Origin of the sequence: Sphingomonas sp. Sph1(2015), from assembly GCF_001970915.1 — a bacterium.
Lineage (GTDB): Bacteria > Pseudomonadota > Alphaproteobacteria > Sphingomonadales > Sphingomonadaceae > Sphingomonas > Sphingomonas parapaucimobilis.
The window spans coordinates 22,454-41,474 of sequence record NZ_MQUI01000009.1; the positions used below are offsets into that span (position 1 = coordinate 22,454).

Genomic DNA, 19,021 nt, shown 5'->3' on the forward strand with positions numbered 1-19,021 from the left:
TCAAGTCAATCGGCGACGACGCCGATCGCGTTGATTTGTATCACTTTGCCGATCATGGCGGTCATGACTGCGGGGTATAGGGCTGGGGATGGTGCGGCTCGAGGATCAGGGTCGATCCTTCGACCCGCCAGCTTTTCAAGCGCGACAGGAAGTTCATGCCCAGCACGTCGGTTTCGCCGAACGCGGGCGATACGACCACCGGCACCTTGTCCGCGCGGATGGTGCCGATGCGCAGCGAGTCGACGCGCGCCGTCTCCGCCCGGATCATGCCATTGGCGGTGTTGAGCACGACCGGAAAGGCGGGCATGGTGGGCTCCAGGCCAGCCGCCCGTGCCGTTGCACTGGACAGGGCGGTCAGCGTCGCGCCACTATCGACCAGCATCCGCCGGTTGATGCCGTTCACGGTGACGCGTGCCCAGAAATGACCGTCCGGCGCCATGCGGATCCGAACCGTGTCGCCGACGACGCTCTGGTCCTGTAAATTCAGGATCTGCATCGCGCGCTGGATATAGGGATCGAATTGCTGGCGTTGTTGCAGCAGGACGAACACCAAGCCGCCGAGCAAGAGCCAGGAAAGGAGGCTGATCGCTATCCGCAATATCGGCACGCGGCGCGCGATGATCCCCGCCAGCACCATGGCAAGGACGACGGCCAGCAGGGGTAGGGGGACGCCCAGATCGGCAAACATTGCGGTTCCATTCCTTCGTCCCCGCCATATGGGAAGGACCAAGGCCGGGAGATAGGGGCGCCCGTCTTTACCGTTGCTGACCGTGCGGGATCAGCTCTGTTCGGTCATTCCCACTTCGGCTGCACTGAACCGGCGGCCGCCATACCAGCGGCGAAAACTACCATCGGGTTGGCGGAAATAACGCGAGCCTTCATGAAGAACTGGTGAGCCCAACGACCGATAGGCTGCCCAGATTCCATAGACCATGGCAACCAGCGCCAGGACCTTGATCCACTCCATCGACTCGCCCTTTTTCTGTTATCTGTCGAGGCTCGCTGTTGTCGTGGTCAATATCAAGCAAATACGTCGCTGCATCGCAGTAGGTTTATGCTGCGATGCCGTGGTCAATCGCCCATGGGGCGGCTGAGCCAGAGAGAATTCTTCCAGCCGAAGCGGCGTGGTCGTTCCGCCGCTTGGGTGATGCCGATGCGCGGAGCGACGACGACCGGCGCAGCGTTCGGCGTTCCGGTCAGCGCGAATGGTGTTTCCAAAAGCGACGCGCCGTCCAGCCTGAGGTCGATACCAAGCGCGCTGCACAATTTGCCTGGCCCCGAACAAAGCTGCTTCGTGGCAGGCCGAGAACCACGCCGTCCGTGCATGACGTCCAAGCCATGCAGAGGCTCCAACGCGCGGATCAGGACCGCGCTGCCCGAAGCACCGCATACGACATTCAGGCAATGATGGAGCCCATAGATCCGGTAGACATAAGCGTGGCCGACCGGTCCGAACATCGCCGCATTCCGCGCCGTTCGCCCTGCAAAACTGTGCGAGGCGGGGTCGGCGGCATCATAGGCTTCCGTCTCGACGATCATCCCGCCCACGCCATCGACGGTCAGCATCACGCCGATCAGGGCGCGCGCCACGTCTTCCACGTCGTGTTGGTAAAAGCCGAGGGGAAGCGGTGTCATTTCTCTCCAGCGCTCAAACCGTACCAGAGCGGCTCCTTCGCCAGCAACTCGCTGAGCCGCAGTACTGCCCCATCACGAACGATGGCCGTATCGCGCCAGTCGATGACGCCGCCGTCATCCATCAGCGGCTCCAGCCGCAGACCAAAGACGCAGGTCAGGACAGCGTCGTCATGCCGCCGCTCGAAGGCGATGACCCGGTCGCGACCATGCCCGGTGACGGTGAGCGGATGATAGGTGCCGTGCGTGAACAGGTCGGGATGCTGGCGACGCAGGCCTAGCAGATCGGCGATGAGCCTCTGTTTCGGCGCGTCCCCCTCGGTCAATGCCGCCGCGCGCGCGCGGTAGTCGACGGGGCGGCGATTGTCGGGGTCGACCAGGCTGAGGTCGGCGAACTCGGTCCCCTGATAGCAGTCCGGCACACCCGGTACGGTATAGCGCAGCGCGACTTGGACGAGCGAATTCGCATCGGCGGCCGGACCGATGCGACGGAGAAGTACGGTCATGCCCTCTCGGAAAGCCATCCCTTCGTCGCCATCGATCAACGTCTTCGCCAGCCGGTTGCAGCGCGCCTCATAGTCGGTGCCGGGGGCTTCCCAGGACGAACGGAGCTTGGCCTCACGCAGCGCCTTTTCCTGCCACGCGTCGATCCGCTCGGCAAAGTCCCCCAGTTCATCTGGATCAGGCCAGGCCCCGACCAGCGTCTGGATCAGCATGTACCAGTCGGCCGGATCGACCCCTTCGGCGAGGTCCAGCGTCTGCATCCGCCACGCCTCGACCTGACGTCGCCAATCCTCCGGCATCGCGCTCAGGACCGCCAGCCGGGCGCGGACATCCTCGCCGCGCTTATGGTCATGGGTAGCGGTGGTCAGCATCGCCAGCGGAAAGCGCTCGGCGCGGCCCTTCATCCGGTCATGAAAGGCGGCGATCGGCAGGCTGAGCCGGCCCGCATCGAAGCCGACATCGTTTCGCGAGAGCAGGGTCGCATGGCGATAAAAGGCGGTATCCTCAACCGCCTTGGCCGCGATGGGGGCCGAAAGTTGCTGAAAACGCCTGACCGCTTCGCTCCGCGCTTCCCGGTCGCCGGGGCCGGAACCCGCCAGCCATTCCAGTATCTGATCGACGACAAAGGCCTCGCCCGGCGGCAGCAGCGGCTCGACTCGATTGCGCGCCATCTGGCGGATGGCTTCGTCCGACGAAGGTGCATCGGGGCCATAGGTTCGATAGACCGGAAAGACCCAGAGCAGACGCTCGATCGCCCGGCGCAGCATCGGGGTGGTGATCGCCCCCTCCAAATCCACGGTGGCGGCGGTCAGCGCCGTAAAGGCCGCGACACACTGGTCCAGCTGTCCGGCGAATTGCCAGGCAAGCAGGTCCTGCCGCGCCTGAAGCTCTTCGGGTGCGAACTGGTCCGAACGGCCGCTCAACTGTGCCCAGAGTTCGGCAAGCGGCCTTGTGCCCTCGGGTGCATGGAGCAGAGCTGATACCTCCTCCATGAAGTCGTAACCGCTGGTGCCGTCGACACCCCAATCCTCCCCCATCGGCTCGTCCGCGGCCAGGATCTTTTCGACGACGATATAGGCGCGGTTGCCATCTTCGCGCGCCATCGCGTCGAAGCGCGCGCGCAGCTTGCGGCAATAACCGATCGGGTCGGTCAGTCCGTCGACATGGTCGATCCGGACGCCATCGATCAGCCCTTGCTCGTAAAGCCGGAAATAAAGGGCATGGGTTTCCTCGAAGACCTGATCGTCCTCGACGCGCAGGCCCGCCAGATCGTTGATCGTGAAGAAGCGCCGCCAGTTGAGTTCGTCATTCGACACCCGCCACGACGCCAGGCGATAGTGCTGGCGGTCCAGCAAAGCCGCAAGCTGCTGCGTTTCGGCCCCATCCTGGTCCTCATCACGGATCGGCAGGCGATGCTCGCCATAGGCCACGATCTCGGCGCGGCCGTCAAGACGTTCGACGACGATCTGGCCGTCCGCCAGCACCTTGTTGAGCGGATCGCCCAGGATCGGCAGGACGAGCCTGCGCGACCAGTCGATATCGAAAAAGCGTGCGAAGCGGCTGGCCTCGCCTTTGGCCAGCACGTCGTTCCACCAGCCATTGCCGCCGCCCGCCACGCCCATATGGTTGGGTACGATGTCGATGATCACGCCCATGCTGCGTATCCGGGCGGCCTCGGCAAGGGACCGGAAAGCTTCTTCGCCGCCCAGTTCCGGGTTGATCCGTGTCGGGTCGATCACGTCGTATCCGTGCATCGAGCCAGCCGCCGCCGTCGTGATCGGGGAGGCATAGACGTGGCTGATCCCAAGCTGGTCCAGATACGGCAGCAGGGCTTCCGCTCGGGCGAAGGGAAAATCCTGATGAAACTGAAAGCGATAGGTGGCGCGCGGCGTCATGGGCGACGTCCTTCGATAAAGGGGGGTCAGCGGGCGTTGAGAACGGCGATGCGCGCCGCGACCTCGGGCGTGGCGAGCGATCGATCGAGCGTATCGGCCAGGCGACGACGCCAATTCGGGTGCTCGTCGATGGTGCCGGGGAGATTGGGCTGCTCGTCCAGTCCCAGCAGATCCTCGACGGGTATGATCGCCAGCGGACAGGGCGTGCCCGCGACGGCGGCGATGGCGGCATCGACCACGGTGGCGGGTTCGTCCGGCTTCGGGGCACCATTGCCCACCGCCTGCCACAGCGCCGTCCGTTCCCGAGCGCGGTTGGCGCTATCCTCTGGCGAGACAGGCCGCCCGGCGATGCGGGCGCGCCATTCCAGATCGCGGCCCTTCCACCAACCGGCGACGGTCGGGATATCATGGGTCGCGGTCATCGCGATTGCCTGCTCGCTCCAGGTATCGGGCGGAAGGAATGCGCCGTCCGCATTCCGCTCGAACGGCAGGACGCGCATCCCGAGCATCCCGACCTTTGCCATGGTATCGCGAAAGCCGGGCGGCACGGTGCCGAGGTCTTCCCCGATCACGATCGCCCCTCGCCCCTGATCGGCGCGCTGGGCCTCGATCCGCAGGATGCGCAGCATGTCCGCAAAGGGCATGGCCAGATAGGCGCCCTGATCGGCCGGAGCGCCCTCCGGCACGACCCAGAGGCGGCACAGCCCAAGCGCATGGTCTATCCGTATCCCGCCTGCATGCGCGAAGACAGCGCGTAGCGTATCGATGAACGGTGCAAAGCCTTGCCGTCGCAGCGCGAAGGGCGACAGGGCGGTGATACCCCAATTCTGTCCATCGGGACCGAGCGGATCGGGCGGGGCACCGATCGACAGCCCGATCAGCAACTCGCCGCGTCTGTTCCAGCCGTCCGCGCCGTTCATGGCGACGCCGATGGCCAGGTCGGCGATCAGCCCGATCCCCATGCCATTGTCCCGTGCCGTGTCCGCCGCATCGCGAAGCGCTCGGTCGGCCCACCATTGGGCAAAGGCGTAGAAGCGGATGGAGTCTTCGCGTTCGGCGGCGAAACGGGCGACCGCTTCGTTCGCCGGGTCACGATACTCTTCCGGCCAGTCGGGCCAGCCGCTCGCCCGGTCCCGGGCATGGAAATAGGCGTGCAGCGCATCGAACCGCGCCTGCGCCTCCAGCCGTTCGCCGGCCTCCTGCCGCCAGCGCTCGAAGGCTTGGCTTTGCACATCGTCAAGTTGATCGTAAACGATACGAAGGTCCCGCATCCGGTCCGGTGCGGCACTGGGCCAGTCGATCAGGGCAGGGGGGGCAGCCACTGGCTCGCCAGCAGGGGCCAGCCAGACATTGCGGAACAACCGGCTGGACGGGGCATAGGGGCTGAAGCGCCCGGCGTCGGCGGGAAACAGCGCGTGGACGGGGCTGATCGCCAGAGCGGCGGCACCGGCTCGGCCCAGCGCTTTGGCGGCGCTGGCCAGGCTGGCGAAGTCGCCAAAGGCACCGGCTCCTTCCCGCAAGGATGGGATCTGGACGGCACTGCCCCAATGCTTTCCCGGCGGTGGGGTCGGGCAGCGCGGCGGGGCAATAGCGACCGTCCATTGCCGCTCGCCCTGTTCCAGTCGGTGATAACCCGGCTGGTTAATGGAGGGCAGCATCCGGCCCCGGATCGTGATCGAGGCAGTTTCGCCGCCTTCCAAGACCAGTAGCGCGGTGCCGTCACGGCAGGTGCCGGGAAGGGGGACTTCCTCGCCGAGTTCACCCGAGACGAACACCGTCTCGCCGACATCGGTATCGAGCCGATCCAGGATCGCCGCCAGCGCCTCGTCGGAGACGGTCTGGTCGCGCCCCTGGGCGTCCTGCCACCGGCGAGACAATCCGGCGGCCTCGGCACGGGCGTGGAGATCGCTCATTCGGCGATCCATGCGGCGAAGCGATCGCCTTCCCAGTAGATCAATTGGCCTGCCTCTCCCACGATCGCCTCGGGTGCATCGCCCAGGTCAATCAGGATGGTCAGCGTCGCACCATCGGCCATGCGCCAGCGCGCCTTGACCCGTCCGGGTCCAGTCACATCGGCCGCCAGCCCCACCGTCCCCTTAAGGCGAGGCATGATATGCACGTGCCTCAGCGCCAGCAGGTCGCGGTATAGCGCACGCCACTCCCCCGCCTGGGGACCCGGCCTGGGAATCGAAGCGTCGAAGGTGCTGCGGGCATTGGGGTCGGGAATGCCTTTACGTGCTTCCTCGTCGGCAAAGGCGTCGAACTTGGCAAACTCGCGGCGCCGCCCTTCGCGGACCGCATCGGCCAATTCGTCATGGAAGTCGGTGAAGAACAGGAAGGGACTTTCACTCCCTTCGTCCTCGCCCATGAACAGAAGCGGGATTTGGGGACCGAGCAGCAGCAGCGCAGTCGCCGCGCGGAGCCGCTCGCGATCGGTAAGCCGGACCAGTCTCTCGCCCATGGCGCGATTGCCGACCTGATCGTGGTTCTGGAGAAAAGCGACAAAGGCCGTGCTGGGCAGATCACCCGACGGCTTGCCCCGCGGCTTGCCGTCATGATTGGGCGAGCCTTCGCCCTGATAGATGAAGCCTTCCTTCAGGCAGCGTGCCAACCGCTCTGCCGCATTATCGGCGAAGTCGCCATAATAGGCGCTGGTCTCGCCGGTCAGCAGAACGTGCAGGACGTTGTGGAAGTCATCGTTCCACTGGGCGTCATAGCAAGCGGCGCGCAGGCGATCGGTGTCGTTCTTCTCATTCTCCAGCACAAGATGGACATGCCGTTCGGGCAGGGCGGCGCGGATCTCGTGCGCCATACGGTCGAGAAAGCCGTCATTTTCTATGGCATGAACCGCGTCGAAGCGCAGTCCGTCGATGCGATAATCGCCGAGCCACATCAGCGCATTGTCGACGAAGAAGCGATGCACCGGATCGGCGTCCACCGCCACCGCGCCGCCCCAGGGCGTGTCGACTTCCTTGTGGAAGAAGGCGCTGGCATAGGCGTTCAGGTAATTCCCGTCCGGCCCGAAATGATTATATACCACGTCGAGAAAGACCGAGAGGCCCAGCCCATGCGCGGTGTCGACCAGCGTCTTCAACTCGGCAGGCGAGCCGTAAGGCTCGGCGACGGCATAGGGCAGGACGCCGTCATAGCCCCAGTTGCGGGTGCCGCCGAATGCGTTGACCGGCATCAGTTCGATCGCGGTGATCCCCGAGGCCGCGATGGCGGGCAGCATCCGTCGGATGCCCTCGAAGCCACCCAGCGTCCCGGCATGGACTTCGAGCAGCACCGTTTCCTCCCACGGCCGACCGCGCCATTCCGTGGCGCTCCAGGCAAAGGCGGGGTCGACCACCACGCTCCAGCCATGGACACCGCCCGCCTGGAGCCGGGCGGCGGGGTCTGGCACAGCGAGATTCTTGTCCAGGCGGAAGCGATATCGGGTCCCCGCAGGCGCGGGAGCCGTGGCGGAAAACCACCCCTCCCCATCGCGATCCATGGTTACCGAAGACGCGCCATCAATCTCCAGCGTCACCGCGTCACGATCCGGCGCCCAGAGGCGGAACATCGTATCCGCGCCCTCGCGCAGCTCAGGACCCCAATGCGTCATGCCTCGGCCGAGTCCCGCCAGGTGATGAGCACCGCACTCTGCGGCCCGACTTCGTAGCTGTCTTCGATCTCGACCTCGCCCTGTTCGGGCTTGGCGCTGTCGATCAGGACGGTGCGGGCGACATGCGGCGGGGGCAGGGTGAAGGTGATCGGATCGGGCGAGGCATTGAGCAGCAGCGACACCGCTTCCACGCCGCCATCCCCCGTCGCAATCGCCCGCCGCATCATCAGCGCGCGCCCCTCGGGATTGTCCCAATCCTCGGGGCTGAGTTGCTGGCCGCGTTCGTCCCACCATTCGATATCGTTGATGCCATGGCCGGGCGTGTCCTGCCCATAGAGGAAGCTGGGCGAGCGCAGGACGGGATAGCGGCGGCGCAATTCGGCCAGTCGCGCGGTGAAGGCGATCATTCCTTCACCTTCGTCCGATGCGGCGGCCTTCCAGTCGAGCCAGCTGATCTCGTTATCCTGGCAATAGGCGTTGTTGTTGCCATGCTGCGTACGGCCGAACTCATCGCCCGCTACGATCATGGGCGTGCCCAGCGAGGCGAGCAGGGTCGTCATCATCGAGCGCATCACACGGCCACGGGCCACCTTGATCCCCTCGTCATCGGTCGGCCCCTCGGCACCCCAGTTGCGGGAATAATTTTCCGAATGGCCGTCGCGATTGTCTTCCTTGTTCGCCTCGTTGTGACGCTGCTCGTACATTACGGTATCGGCCAGCGTGAAACCGTCATGGGCGGCGAGCAGGTTCAGGCTGGCCCAGGGACGCCGCGCGCGACGGTCGAACAGGTCGCCCGAGCCCGACAGCCGCGCCGCCAGATCGCCGCGCTGGCCGGGATCACCGCGCCAGAACTTGCGCACCGTGTCGCGGTACTTGTCGTTCCACTCCGAGAAACCCGGGGGGAAATTGCCGAGCTGATAGCCGCCCGGCCCGACATCCCATGGCTCGGTCAGCAGCTTGAGCCGGCCGAGGACCGGATCCTGCCGCAGCACGTCGAAGAACGCCGCGCCCGGATCGAATCCCGTCGCTTCGCGCCCCAGCGTCAGGCCAAGGTCGAAGCGGAAGCCGTCGATCCCGAAGCTCGTCGCCCAATAGCGCAGCGAGTCCGTCACCATCTGGATGACCCGCGCCTTGGACAGGTTCAGCGTGTTGCCGGTGCCGGTATCATTGATCGTATAGCGCGGCTGGTCCTGGACCAGCCGATAATAGCTGGCATTGTCCAGCCCGCGCCACGACAGGGTCGGGCCTTTCTCCGACCCCTCGCAGGTATGGTTGTAAACGACGTCGAGAATCACCTCGATCCCCGCCTTGTGCAGCTTGTGGACCGCGCGGCGCAGTTCGTCCTGGGTGTCGGTCGCGAAATAGGCCTGTTCGGGCGCGAAGAAGCCGAGGGTGTTATAGCCCCAGTAATTGCGCAGACCCTTTTCCTGTAGGAAACGGTCCTGCGTGAAACTGTGGATCGGCAGCAGCTCGATGGCGGTGACGCCGATCCGCTTCAGATGCTTGATGACCGCCGGATGGCCAAGCCCCGCATAGGTGCCCCGCTCACGCGGAGGAACCAGTTCCATCAGCTTGGTCAGGCCCTTCACATGGGCTTCGTAGATGACCGTTTCCGACCAGGGGGTGTTCGGCTTCACGTCGCGCGACCAGTCGAAATGATCGTCGACCACTACCGCCTTCGGCATGGCGGCGGCGCTGTCGCGCTTGTCGAAGCTCAAATCCTCTTTCTTCGACCGGATCTGATAGCCATGGAGTGCGTCGGTCCACTTGATCTCGCCGTGAAGCTTACGGGCATAGGGGTCGAGCAGCAGCTTGTTGGGGTTGAAGCGGTGCCCGGCCTCCGGCTCGTAGCGACCATGCGCGCGATAGCCGTAGAGCAGACCCGGCCCGACATCGGGCAGATAGCCATGCCATACTTCATCCGTGCATTCGGGCAGCGTGTAGCGCTTCAGCTCACGTTTGCCTTGCGGATCGAAGATGCACAGTTCGATCCGGTCGGCATTGGCGGAAAAGACGGCAAAATTCACCCCTTCGCCGTCAAAGCTGGCGCCCAGCGGATAGGCGGAGCCGGGCAGGATCTGGTCGGGCAAATCGGTCAAAGGGACTCTCCGGCAAAAGTCGAACGACTATGCGTGTGGCGGTTTCGTTGGGGTTCGGAAGCCATGGCCCGGTGGCGTTCCGCGAACGGACGCCACCGGGCCATGGGTCATGCGGACTTGGCGCGGGGTTTTCGAGCTGCCTTGGGCTTCGGCTCCGCCGCGATGGTCTGCGGCGCAGCGTCCGCCTTTTTCCGCTGCGTGGCCGGTTTGGCCGAGGTGGCTGGATCTTCCGGGGCAGCCTCGATCAGCTCGCGCTCGGCCCGTTCCCAATGGTCGCGGTCGCGGCCATGCGGTTCGCCTTCCGATTGCCAGATGCCATATGCACGCTGCCGAAGCTGTTCTTCCCGGTCGTTCATCGCCACCTCCCTATTGCAACCCGCAATTTGTGATCGCGAGCGTAACGATCCGATCGGCCATAACGCTCCCCGAAAATCGCGTTGATGCGGATCAATTGCCCGTCGGCGATTTCGCCTTCACCTGTTCGGGCGGTGTTACCGCCGACAGGGTCTGGCGCTGGCTTTCGGGGTCGATCCGGCGCGTGCGCGTGAAGGGCGGCAATTCGACGCGTCCCCCGGTCTTCATCGCGGTCACGATTCCCTCGATGACCCGCAGGTCGGACAATCCTTCTTCAGCGTCCGGCTCGGGATCGCGATCGTTCAGGATGCAGTCGGAGAAATAGCGCATTTCGCCGCCAAACTGGTCGGTATGCTTGAACGTCTCGTGGCTCTGTTTGTCGCCGATGGTCAGATTCTGTTCGATCCCTGACTGGAAGCCATAGGCGGGGCTCATATGGATCGAGCCCTTCATGCCTGCGACGATCAGGCTGTCGATATTGTTCATGGCATAGCTGACCGTGAAGCTGGCCAGCTTGTCGCCAGGCATGCGCAGCACAACCGCGAAGGTATCGTCCAGGTCACCCAGGCCCGCGCTCGGTTGGCGCGTGGCGACGGCACTCTCGACGGCGACCGGTTCGGCCCCGAAGAGATAGCGGATGGCATTGATGGGGTAGGGGGCCATGTCGAACAGCGGCCCGGCTTCCAGCCCGTGCTTGGCCCGGTGATTGTCGGGGTCGAGCTTCTGCCCGAAACAGGATGTGAAGCCGACCAGTTCGCCCAGTTCGCCGTTGCGGATCTTCTCGATCGCATCGAGCGTGCCCGGCTCGAAATGCAGGCGATAGGCCGTCATCAGCTTGGCCTTGGAACGCCGCTCGGCATCCTGGATCGCGCGCGCCTTCTCGCTCGAAATCTCCAGCGGCTTTTCGCACAGGACATGGATACCGGCGTCGAGCGCCGGAATGGCGAATTCCGCATGGCGCCAGTTGGGCGTGCCGAGATATATGGCATCACACACGCCAGCGCTCAGCAGCTTGTCGAATTCATTATAGGAATAGACATGCTCGACGCCATATTTCTCGGCCAGAAGCCTGCCCTTTTCCGCATCGCCGGTGACGATCGCGGTCAGCTCCGAATTGCCGGTGTGCTTGATGCCGGGCAGCATCGCCGACTGGGTGATATCGCCCGCGCCGACGACCGCATAGCGAACCTTCTTCGAACCGAAACCGAATGCCGATGCCAGGCTCATGGCCATTCTCCCAAATCTTTAAACGCCAAATCTCGTAACGGCTGCTGCAACGCGCCAATTCCGGGAAGGTCCCACGGAGATTAAATGGTTCTGGCGAGTTTTCATGCGCCTAACCTGTATCAACGGAGACGCGCCCTCGTGACTTTACCCGATCAGCATCCCGAGCCGCTTCGTGACGCCGACGGGTTTCTGGACCTCGAAAACTATGCTGCGCTGGGCGACGGGCGCAGCGTCGCGCTGAGCGGCGCGGACGGGGCGATCGACTGGTGGTGTGTGCCAAACATGGACTCCGCGCCCCTGTTCGATCGACTGCTGGACGGGGAGCGCGGCGGCACCTTCGCGATCACGCCGGTCGAGCCGTTTACCGTCGAGCGGCGCTATCGCCGGGACAGCAATGTGCTCGAGACGATCTTCATCACGGCGAGCGGCCGGGCCAAGCTGGTCGAATCGCTCAACAGCGGCCCGGCGGGGCGGCTGCCCTGGGCGGAGCTGGCCCGGCGGGTGGAGGGGCTGGACGGTTTTGTCCGCTTCGCCATCACCCTGCGCTTCAGCCGCCGCGCGGATACGGTCAGCCCCTATTTCGCGCCTGCGGGTGGCCATAACGTCTTTCACGTCGACCGGGTGCTGGGCGTGTTCCGCCATTGCGGCGGCGTGACGATCGATACGGTCGAGGATGGCCTCGTCACCGGCACGGCGGCGGTGGGGCCGGGGGATCGCGCGCGGATCGCCATCATCGCGGGCGAGGACGAGCCGCTGGTCTGCCAGGATATCGAGCAGATCGACGCCCGGATCGACCTGTCGGATTTCGAATGGCGGCAATGGACGCAAGGGCTGAAGGTGCCGGAGATGCACCGTGACCGCATCCTGCGCAGCGCACTGGCGCTCAAGCTGCTGCTCTATTCACCCACGGGCGCGATCACGGCGGCGGCGACGACCTCGCTGCCCGAGGGGATCGGCGGCGAGAAGAATTACGACTATCGCTACGCCTGGGTCCGCGACGCGGGCTATACGATCAAGGCGTTCCTGCGCATCGGGGCGCATGGCGAGGCAAAGGCGGCCTTTACCTGGCTGCTCAAGCGGCTGGGCGAGGGGGATCCGCAGGTATGCTATACGCTGGACGGCCGCCCGGTCCCGGCGGAACGCGAGATCGCCGTCAGCGGCTATCGACATTCCAAACCCGTGCGCGTCGGCAATCTGGCTGGGGGGCAGCACCAGCACGGTATCTACGGCGATATTTTCGAGACTGCGAGCCGCTTCGTCGCGTGTGGCAACTTCCTCGACACCTCCAGTGCCGAGACCCTGTCGCATCTGGCGGACGCGTGTGCCGATCGCTGGCGGCTACCCGATGCAGGCATCTGGGAATTGCCCGAGGAACGGCACTACACCATGTCAAAGATCAGCTGCTGGCAGGCGCTGGCCCGTGCGGTCGAATTGGCGGACGAGGGACAGATACCGACAACCTGCCGCGACCGCTGGACGCGAGAGCGCGATCGGATCGAGGCGTGGATCGGCGAGCATTGCTGGTCGGAGAAGCGCGGCGCTTACCTGATGCACCCCGACAGCGATGCGCTGGACGCCAGTCTTGCGCTGGCAGTACGTTTTCGGTTCGACGGACAGGATCGGCTGGCGCGCACGCTCGATGCACTCGACAAGGAGCTGGCGGCGGGGGCCTTCCACTATCGATATTCGGGCGTGTACAAGGAGGAGGGCTGTTTCCTGGCCTGCACCTTCTGGATGATTGAGGCCCGTGCGATCCTTGGTCAACAAGAGGCGGCGCAGGCCGCATTCGACGCCGCGACCAAGGCGCTCGATAGCCACGGGGCCGGGCTCTATGCCGAGATGATCGACCCGAAGACGGGGCATTATCTGGGGAACATGCCCCAGGGTCTGACCCATCTTGCCGTCATCCAGGCCGCCGCAACCCTGGCTGGCGAGCAGTTGTGATGGTTGGCGGAAGCGGCATACGCTGAAGATGGCCCGCCATTGACCGTCGTGGTCGCAGATTTACGTCCTCACCTTGCTGCGCAACCCCTGTAAACCGCAGGGATTTGCGCAGCAAATTGTTCAGCGGTCCGACTGTCGCACCTTTTTAGTCCAGGTCGTTCTCGCTGACGACGACCAATGACTGCTGCATGTCGCGACCGAGCGCAGCCAGCGCCGCTTCGAGAATATCGTCGGAATAACGCTCGAACAGCTCGACCGCATCGCCCTCGGGGACGTCTCCGCTCAGCGCCTCCAGCATGTCATACTGGACCGCGAACTGATATTCCTCGCCGTCCAGTTCCCCGACGAATTCGACCCGCCGGTCGGAGACATTGTCCTCGACCGTACCACTTACGACCGTCAGCGTTTCTTCCGCCATGGCATTCCTTCCCAAAAGTTGCTGCGTCGGGGACGCCGCAAACCGCCTTGGGTTCCCTGGGGCACGGCTTATTTAACCCGCCGCCAACGCTGTTCGCGGCAACCCAGGCTGCCGAGCAGGCATCCCTCACCGACCAGCGTGCGGGCGTCGATCTGGGTAATCGTGCCCTGAACCTCGCGGCCGATATCGGGGACGTAGACGGTGCCCGACCAGCGGCCCGGCTCCTCCTCCTCGAAATCGCTGAACAGCTGCGTACCGATCAATCGCGGCGAGCCGCCCCGCGCGGCGTCCATCTTGGCCTGCTCGCTGGCCCACACGACCGTTCCGCACATCAGTTCGGCATCGGCGCCGCGTCCGCAGGGGGCAAAACGAACCTGCACGGTGTTCGACGGATTGGCCCAGGTGCCGGCGGGAACCCGCGCATCCGCCGAACCCGCTGTCATCCCGCCCATGACGGCGGCCACGATACCCGTCGCTCGCAAAAGACCTATGCTCATTGCTTGTCCTATCCCGATACAAGTCACTGTCGGAACGGGAATATGGGAAGCCGCCTGTACGAAAGCAAAACGGCCGACGGGTTGCCCCGCCGGCCGTTTAACCAAACCAGGCCCGATCGTGTTACGACGCGCGCTTGGCGAGTTCCTTGTTGATGCCCAGCGCCGCCAGCGTGGCGACTGCACCCGACAGCAGATAGGCGCCAACCGCGACCAGTCCGAAATGGCTCGACAGCAGCAGAGCGGCGAGGGGCGCGAAGCCCGCCCCGATCAGCCAGGCTAGGTCGGAGGTGATCGCCGCCCCCGTATAGCGACGCAGCGACGAAAAGCCCGAGTTGATCGCACCCGACGACTGGCCAAAGCCCAGTCCCAGCAGCAGGAAGCCCAGCACGATGTAGATCGTCTCGCCCGTGCCGCCCTGGTCCAGCAAGGTCGGAGCGAAACCTGCAAAGGCCGCAATGGCGGCGGCCGACAGGCCCAGGAGCGTGCGACGACCGACCCGGTCGGCGATCTTGCCCGACGCCAGGATCGCGATCACGCCGACGATGCTGCCCAGGATCTCGATCATCATGAAGTCCTGCGGGCGTTCCTTGTTGAACAGCACGACCCAGGACAGCGGGAACACGGTCACGATGTGGAACATCGCAAAGCTGGCGAGTGGCGCAAAGGCGCCCAGGATGACGGTGCGGCCTTCGGTGCTCAGCGTCTCACCGACCGGCGCGGGCTGAAGCTCGCGGCTTTCAAACAGGCGCTGGAACTCCGGGGTCGCGACGATGCGCAGACGGGCGAAGAGCGCCACCACGTTGATTGCGAACGCCACGAAGAACGGATAGCGCCAGCCCCAGTCGAGGAAGTCGGCGGTGCTCAGCGTCGTCAGGAAGAAGGCGAACAGGCCGTTGGCGACCAGCAGGCCGAGCGGCGCGCCCAGCTGCGGGATCATCGCATACCAGCCGCGACGACGCTCCGGCGCGTTCAGCGACAGGAGAGAGGGCAGGCCGTCCCAGGCGCCGCCCAGCGCCAGACCCTGCATGATACGGAAGATGCCGAGCAGCACGGCGGCCGAAGTGCCGATCTGCGCGTAGCCGGGCAGGAAGGCGATCGCCATGGTCGAGCCACCGAGCAGGAACAGCGCGATGGTCAGCTTCACGCCGCGACCCAGATTGCGGTCGACCGCCATGAAGATGAAGGTGCCGATCGGACGCGCGATGAACGCCAGCGAGAACAGCGCGAACGAATAGAGCGTGCCGGTCAGTGCATCCACATAGGGAAAGATCAGCGACGGGAACACTAGCACCGAAGCGATGGCGTACACGAAGAAGTCGAAGAACTCCGACGTGCGCCCGATGATGACGCCAATGGCGATGTCGCCCGGCGCGACGTGGTGCGGATCGCGGGCATTGACCAACTGCGCGTCCCGCTCAAGGGGCGTCGAGGTCGATGCGGTTAACTCTGCGCTCATCGGCTGCCAGTCCTGACTTCTTCCAAGTTACGGAGGCGGGCCGGTTGCGGTGCAAAAAGACCGCGCACGACCGCCATTCTGCTGCGCCTATGCCTCTTTCGGTGGCCGGGGGGGATTGGACAAACTGTCCAATGTGCGCAGGTGCAGCAAAGGCGTAGCGGCGCTTCCCATATGTCTCATTCGTCGAGCCTTGCGCGCCTGCGCCCTCTTCGCTGGGCCGCCTTGCCCCTCCTGGCCATGCTGGGGGGATGCGACGCGGTCGTGCTCAACCCTGCCGGTGACGTCGCCGTGCAGCAACGCGATCTGGTGCTGATCGCGACGGCCCTGATGCTGCTCATCATCATTCCGGTGATGGCGCTGACGGTGCTGTTCGCGTGGCGCTATCGCAAGAGCAATACCGAAGCCGAATATGATCCCGAGTTCGACCATTCGACGATGCTCGAACTGGTGATCTGGTCGGCGCCGCTGCTCATCATCATCTGCCTGGGTGCAGTGACCTGGACGAGCACCCATCTTCTCGACCCGTATCGCCCGATCGAGCGGACTGCACCGGGTCAGCCTGTTGCGGCCGGGGTCAAGCCGCTCGAGGTCCAGGTCGTTGCGCTCGACTGGAAATGGCTGTTCATCTATCCCGAACAGGGCATCGCCACGGTCAACGAACTGGCGCTGCCGGTCGACCGGCCCGTCGAGTTCCGTCTGACCGGCACGTCGGTGATGAACGCCTTTTACGTGCCCGCCATGGCCGGCATGATCTACACCATGCCCGGCATGGAGACGAAGCTGCACGCGGTCCTGAACCGCGAGGGCACGTTCAAGGGCCTTTCGTCGCACTATAGCGGCGCGGGCTTCTCGGGCATGAACTTCCCGGTCTATGCGCTGCAGTCGAACGGCTTCGACCAGTGGGTCGAGAAGGTCCGCACGTCGCAGGCCGGGCAGGGCAAGGGCAAAGGCGAGCTGACCCGCGCGGCCTTCCTCACCGTCGAGAAGCCGAGCGAGTATGTCCCTGCGATGTACTACAGCGGGGTTCAGCGCGGCCTGTTCGACCGCGTCGTCAACCGCTGTGTTGCGGACAATACCCCGTGCATGTCGGATGTGATGATGCATGACCGCATGACCGGTGGCGGCGATCCGCACAAGATGAAGGTCGGCGAGGGCAATCCGCCCGTCAACAACACCGGCCCGATGCACGGGGATCGGACCAAGGGTGCGCTGGAAAAGTCGCCCGAGGAAATCGAAGTCTCGCCGCACCAGAGCCTGGAGCCGACTCCGTCGAACGGTGCGCAGGATGCCGGTGAGATGAAGAACCGCCGCATGTCCTTCCTTTCCATCCCGCAGACCCCCGGCCCGCAGACCTCTGGTCATGCCGGTGCGGGTCGCGGCTGAGGCACGCCATCATGGAAAACATCATAAAGACCATCTTCGGACGGCTATCGATCGAATCGCTGCCGATCCACGAGCCGATCGTCGTCGGCACCTTCCTGGGTGTCGCGGTCGGCGGCATCGCGGTGCTGGCGCTGATCACAAAGTTCAAGCTGTGGGGCTATCTCTGGAAGGAGTGGTTCACCACGGTCGATCACAAGCGCATCGGGATCATGTACATGATCCTGGGCATCGTGATGCTGCTGCGCGGCTTTGCCGATGCGCTGATGATGCGCGGGCAGCAGGCGATCGCGTTCGGCGACAACCAGGGCTTCCTGAACTCGCATCACTACGACCAGGTGTTCACCGCCCACGGCGTCATCATGATCTTCTTCGTGGCGATGCCGATCATCACCGGCCTGATGAACTATGTGGTGCCGCTCCAGATCGGTGCGCGCGACGTGTCCTTCCCGTATCTCAATAACTTGAGCTTCTGGATGACGGCGGGCGGCGTCGTGCTGGTCATGGCCTCGCTGTTCATCGGCGAGTTCGCGCGCACGGGCTGGCTGGCCTTCCCGCCCTTGTCGGAGCTGGACTTCAGTCCTGACGTTGGCGTCGACTATTATATCTGGGCCTTGCAGGTGGCCGGTGTCGGCACGACCCTGTCGGGCATCAACCTGATCGCGACCATCATCAAGATGCGCGCGCCGGGCATGACCATGATGAAGCTGCCGGTGTTCTGCTGGACCTCGCTGTGCGCGAACGTCCTGATCGTCGCCAGCTTCCCCGTGCTGACCGCTACGCTCGTCCTGCTGTCGCTCGACCGTTATGTCGGCACCAACTTCTTCACGAACAATCTCGGCGGCAACCCGATGATGTACGTGAACCTGATCTGGATCTGGGGTCACCCGGAGGTGTACATCCTGATCCTGCCGCTGTTCGGCGTGTTCTCGGAAGTCACCTCGACCTTCTCGGGCAAGCGTCTGTTCGGCTATACCTCGATGGTCTACGCCACGATCGTCATCACGATCCTGTCGTACCTTGTCTGGCTCCACCACTTCTTCACCATGGGTTCGGGCGCCAGTGTCAACTCGTTCTTCGGCATCACCACCATGGTGATCTCGATCCCGACGGGGGCGAAGATCTTCAACTGGCTGTTCACCATGTACAAGGGACGCATCCGGTTCGAGCTGCCGATGATGTGGACCATCGCGTTCATGCTGACCTTCTCGATCGGCGGCATGACCGGCGTCCTGCTGGCCGTTCCGCCCGCCGACTTCGTGCTGCACAACTCGCTGTTCCTGATTGCGCACTTCCACAACGTCATCATCGGCGGCGTGCTGTTCGGTGCCTTCGCCGCGATCAATTACTGGTGGCCCAAGGCCTTCGGGTTCAAGCTCAACCAGTTCTGGGGCAAGGTTTCGTTCTGGCTGTGGGTCATCGGCTTCTGGGTCGCCTTCACGCCGCTCTACATCATGGGCCTGATGGGCGTGACGCGTCGCCTCCATCACTTCGACGATCCGTCGCTGCAGATCTACTTCATCGTCGCCCTGCTGGGTGCGCTGATGATCGCGGGCGGCATCGGGGCCTTCCTGGTTCAGATCGGCGTGTCGATCTGGAAGAAGGAAGAGCTGCGCGATGTGACCGGCGATCCCTGGGACGGCCGTACGCTGGAATGGGCGACCTCGTCGCCGCCGCCGGACTACAACTTCGCGTTCACGCCCGTCATCCACGAGCTGGATGCCTGGTATGACATGAAGGACAAGAAGGCGCAGGCACCGACCGAGGGCTATCGTCCGATCCACATGCCCAAGAACACGGGCACCGGCGTCATCATCGCCGGCCTGTCGACCGCCTTCGGCTTCGGCATGATCTGGTACATGTGGTGGCTTGCCGCGATCGCGCTGGTGGGTGTCGTCGTCGTCGCCATCTGGCACACGTTCAACTATGACCGCGATTTCTACATCCCCGTGGAAGAAGTCGTAGCTACGGAAAGCGAGCGGCGCCGTCTGCTCGGGCAGGGAGCCTGATC

15 protein-coding genes are annotated in these 19,021 nt (G+C 64.3%); 3 read left to right on the plus strand and 12 right to left on the minus strand.

Annotated elements, in window-relative coordinates; translation table 11 throughout:
• Positions 1-61: 61 nt before the first annotated feature.
• The 9 genes from BSZ14_RS05695 to BSZ14_RS05735 all read right to left on the minus strand — a co-directional run bounded on the left by BSZ14_RS05695 (position 62) and on the right by BSZ14_RS05735 (position 11,315).
• A complete protein-coding gene (locus tag BSZ14_RS05695) occupies positions 62-688 on the minus strand; it encodes a retropepsin-like aspartic protease family protein (RefSeq protein WP_076710188.1) in 627 nt (208 codons plus the stop codon).
• A gap of 90 nt (positions 689-778) precedes the next feature.
• Positions 779-967 carry a hypothetical protein gene (locus BSZ14_RS05700; protein ID WP_076710189.1) on the minus strand — a complete coding sequence of 63 codons (189 nt, stop codon included), beginning with the start codon at positions 965-967 and terminating at the stop codon, positions 779-781.
• A 104-nt stretch (positions 968-1,071) separates the two neighbouring features.
• Complete coding sequence (locus tag BSZ14_RS05705; RefSeq protein ID WP_076710190.1) at positions 1,072-1,635, minus strand: DNA-3-methyladenine glycosylase; 564 nt, start codon at positions 1,633-1,635, stop codon at positions 1,072-1,074.
• Positions 1,632-4,031, minus strand: coding sequence for a malto-oligosyltrehalose synthase (gene treY / locus BSZ14_RS05710; protein ID WP_076710191.1), 2,400 nt, complete (start codon positions 4,029-4,031; stop codon positions 1,632-1,634). Before treY ends, BSZ14_RS05705 begins: the two co-directional genes overlap by 4 nt.
• A 26-nt stretch (positions 4,032-4,057) precedes the next feature.
• The gene (gene malQ, locus BSZ14_RS05715) at positions 4,058-5,944 is read right to left on the minus strand and encodes a 4-alpha-glucanotransferase (protein ID WP_076710192.1); all 1,887 of its coding nucleotides are present in this window, start codon (positions 5,942-5,944) and stop codon (positions 4,058-4,060) included.
• Positions 5,941-7,635 carry a malto-oligosyltrehalose trehalohydrolase gene (gene treZ, locus BSZ14_RS05720; RefSeq protein ID WP_076710193.1) on the minus strand — a complete coding sequence of 565 codons (1,695 nt, stop codon included), beginning with the start codon at positions 7,633-7,635 and terminating at the stop codon, positions 5,941-5,943. The genes malQ and treZ overlap by 4 nt, the downstream gene beginning before the upstream one ends.
• Positions 7,632-9,734 (minus strand): glycogen debranching protein GlgX, encoded by a 2,103-nt coding sequence (glgX, locus tag BSZ14_RS05725; protein WP_076710194.1) that lies wholly within the window; start codon positions 9,732-9,734, stop codon positions 7,632-7,634. The genes treZ and glgX overlap by 4 nt, the downstream gene beginning before the upstream one ends.
• A gap of 107 nt (positions 9,735-9,841) precedes the next feature.
• On the minus strand, positions 9,842-10,090 hold the full coding sequence (locus tag BSZ14_RS05730; RefSeq protein WP_076710195.1) for a DUF2934 domain-containing protein: 249 nt from the start codon (positions 10,088-10,090) through the stop codon (positions 9,842-9,844).
• A 91-nt stretch (positions 10,091-10,181) separates the two neighbouring features.
• Positions 10,182-11,315 (minus strand): Gfo/Idh/MocA family protein, encoded by a 1,134-nt coding sequence (locus BSZ14_RS05735; protein ID WP_042489008.1) that lies wholly within the window; start codon positions 11,313-11,315, stop codon positions 10,182-10,184.
• A 138-nt stretch (positions 11,316-11,453) separates the two neighbouring features.
• On the opposite strand from BSZ14_RS05735, the gene BSZ14_RS05740 reads away from it, so the two are divergent.
• Positions 11,454-13,259 carry a glycoside hydrolase family 15 protein gene (locus BSZ14_RS05740; protein WP_076710196.1) on the plus strand — a complete coding sequence of 602 codons (1,806 nt, stop codon included), beginning with the start codon at positions 11,454-11,456 and terminating at the stop codon, positions 13,257-13,259.
• Between the two features lie 145 nt (positions 13,260-13,404).
• On the opposite strand, the gene BSZ14_RS05745 is transcribed toward BSZ14_RS05740, so the two are convergent.
• The 3 genes from BSZ14_RS05745 to BSZ14_RS05755 form a co-directional block, all read right to left on the minus strand.
• Positions 13,405-13,677, minus strand: a complete 273-nt coding sequence (locus BSZ14_RS05745) for a DUF1488 family protein (protein WP_076710197.1) — start codon at positions 13,675-13,677, stop codon at positions 13,405-13,407.
• Between the two features lie 68 nt (positions 13,678-13,745).
• Positions 13,746-14,174 (minus strand): DUF2147 domain-containing protein, encoded by a 429-nt coding sequence (locus BSZ14_RS05750; RefSeq protein ID WP_083748136.1) that lies wholly within the window; start codon positions 14,172-14,174, stop codon positions 13,746-13,748.
• A 121-nt stretch (positions 14,175-14,295) separates the two neighbouring features.
• Complete coding sequence (locus BSZ14_RS05755) at positions 14,296-15,630, minus strand: MFS transporter (RefSeq protein ID WP_042488808.1); 1,335 nt, start codon at positions 15,628-15,630, stop codon at positions 14,296-14,298.
• Between the two features lie 171 nt (positions 15,631-15,801).
• Here BSZ14_RS05755 and cyoA point away from each other — a divergent pair, with 171 nt between their 5' ends.
• Together cyoA and cyoB are read left to right on the plus strand one after the other, a co-directional pair.
• Positions 15,802-17,013, plus strand: coding sequence for a ubiquinol oxidase subunit II (gene cyoA, locus BSZ14_RS05760; protein WP_076710198.1), 1,212 nt, complete (start codon positions 15,802-15,804; stop codon positions 17,011-17,013).
• 11 nt (positions 17,014-17,024) lie between these two features.
• A complete protein-coding gene (gene cyoB, locus BSZ14_RS05765; RefSeq protein ID WP_076710199.1) occupies positions 17,025-19,019 on the plus strand; it encodes a cytochrome o ubiquinol oxidase subunit I in 1,995 nt (664 codons plus the stop codon).
• Positions 19,020-19,021: the final 2 nt, after the last annotated feature.

Coding starts and splice junctions, on each gene's coding strand:
- BSZ14_RS05695 (WP_076710188.1), bottom strand. CDS start 688: ATGTTTGCCGATCTGGGCGTCCCCCTACCCCTGCTGGCCGTCGTCCTT.
- BSZ14_RS05700 (WP_076710189.1), bottom strand. CDS start 967: ATGGAGTGGATCAAGGTCCTGGCGCTGGTTGCCATGGTCTATGGAATC.
- BSZ14_RS05705 (WP_076710190.1), bottom strand. CDS start 1,635: ATGACACCGCTTCCCCTCGGCTTTTACCAACACGACGTGGAAGACGTG.
- treY (WP_076710191.1), bottom strand. CDS start 4,031: ATGACGCCGCGCGCCACCTATCGCTTTCAGTTTCATCAGGATTTTCCC.
- malQ (WP_076710192.1), bottom strand. CDS start 5,944: ATGAGCGATCTCCACGCCCGTGCCGAGGCCGCCGGATTGTCTCGCCGG.
- treZ (WP_076710193.1), bottom strand. CDS start 7,635: ATGACGCATTGGGGTCCTGAGCTGCGCGAGGGCGCGGATACGATGTTC.
- BSZ14_RS05730 (WP_076710195.1), bottom strand. CDS start 10,090: ATGAACGACCGGGAAGAACAGCTTCGGCAGCGTGCATATGGCATCTGG.
- BSZ14_RS05735 (WP_042489008.1), bottom strand. CDS start 11,315: ATGAGCCTGGCATCGGCATTCGGTTTCGGTTCGAAGAAGGTTCGCTAT.
- BSZ14_RS05745 (WP_076710197.1), bottom strand. CDS start 13,677: ATGGCGGAAGAAACGCTGACGGTCGTAAGTGGTACGGTCGAGGACAAT.
- BSZ14_RS05750 (WP_083748136.1), bottom strand. CDS start 14,174: ATGAGCATAGGTCTTTTGCGAGCGACGGGTATCGTGGCCGCCGTCATG.
- BSZ14_RS05755 (WP_042488808.1), bottom strand. CDS start 15,630: ATGAGCGCAGAGTTAACCGCATCGACCTCGACGCCCCTTGAGCGGGAC.
- cyoA (WP_076710198.1), top strand. CDS start 15,802: ATGTCTCATTCGTCGAGCCTTGCGCGCCTGCGCCCTCTTCGCTGGGCC.
- cyoB (WP_076710199.1), top strand. CDS start 17,025: ATGGAAAACATCATAAAGACCATCTTCGGACGGCTATCGATCGAATCG.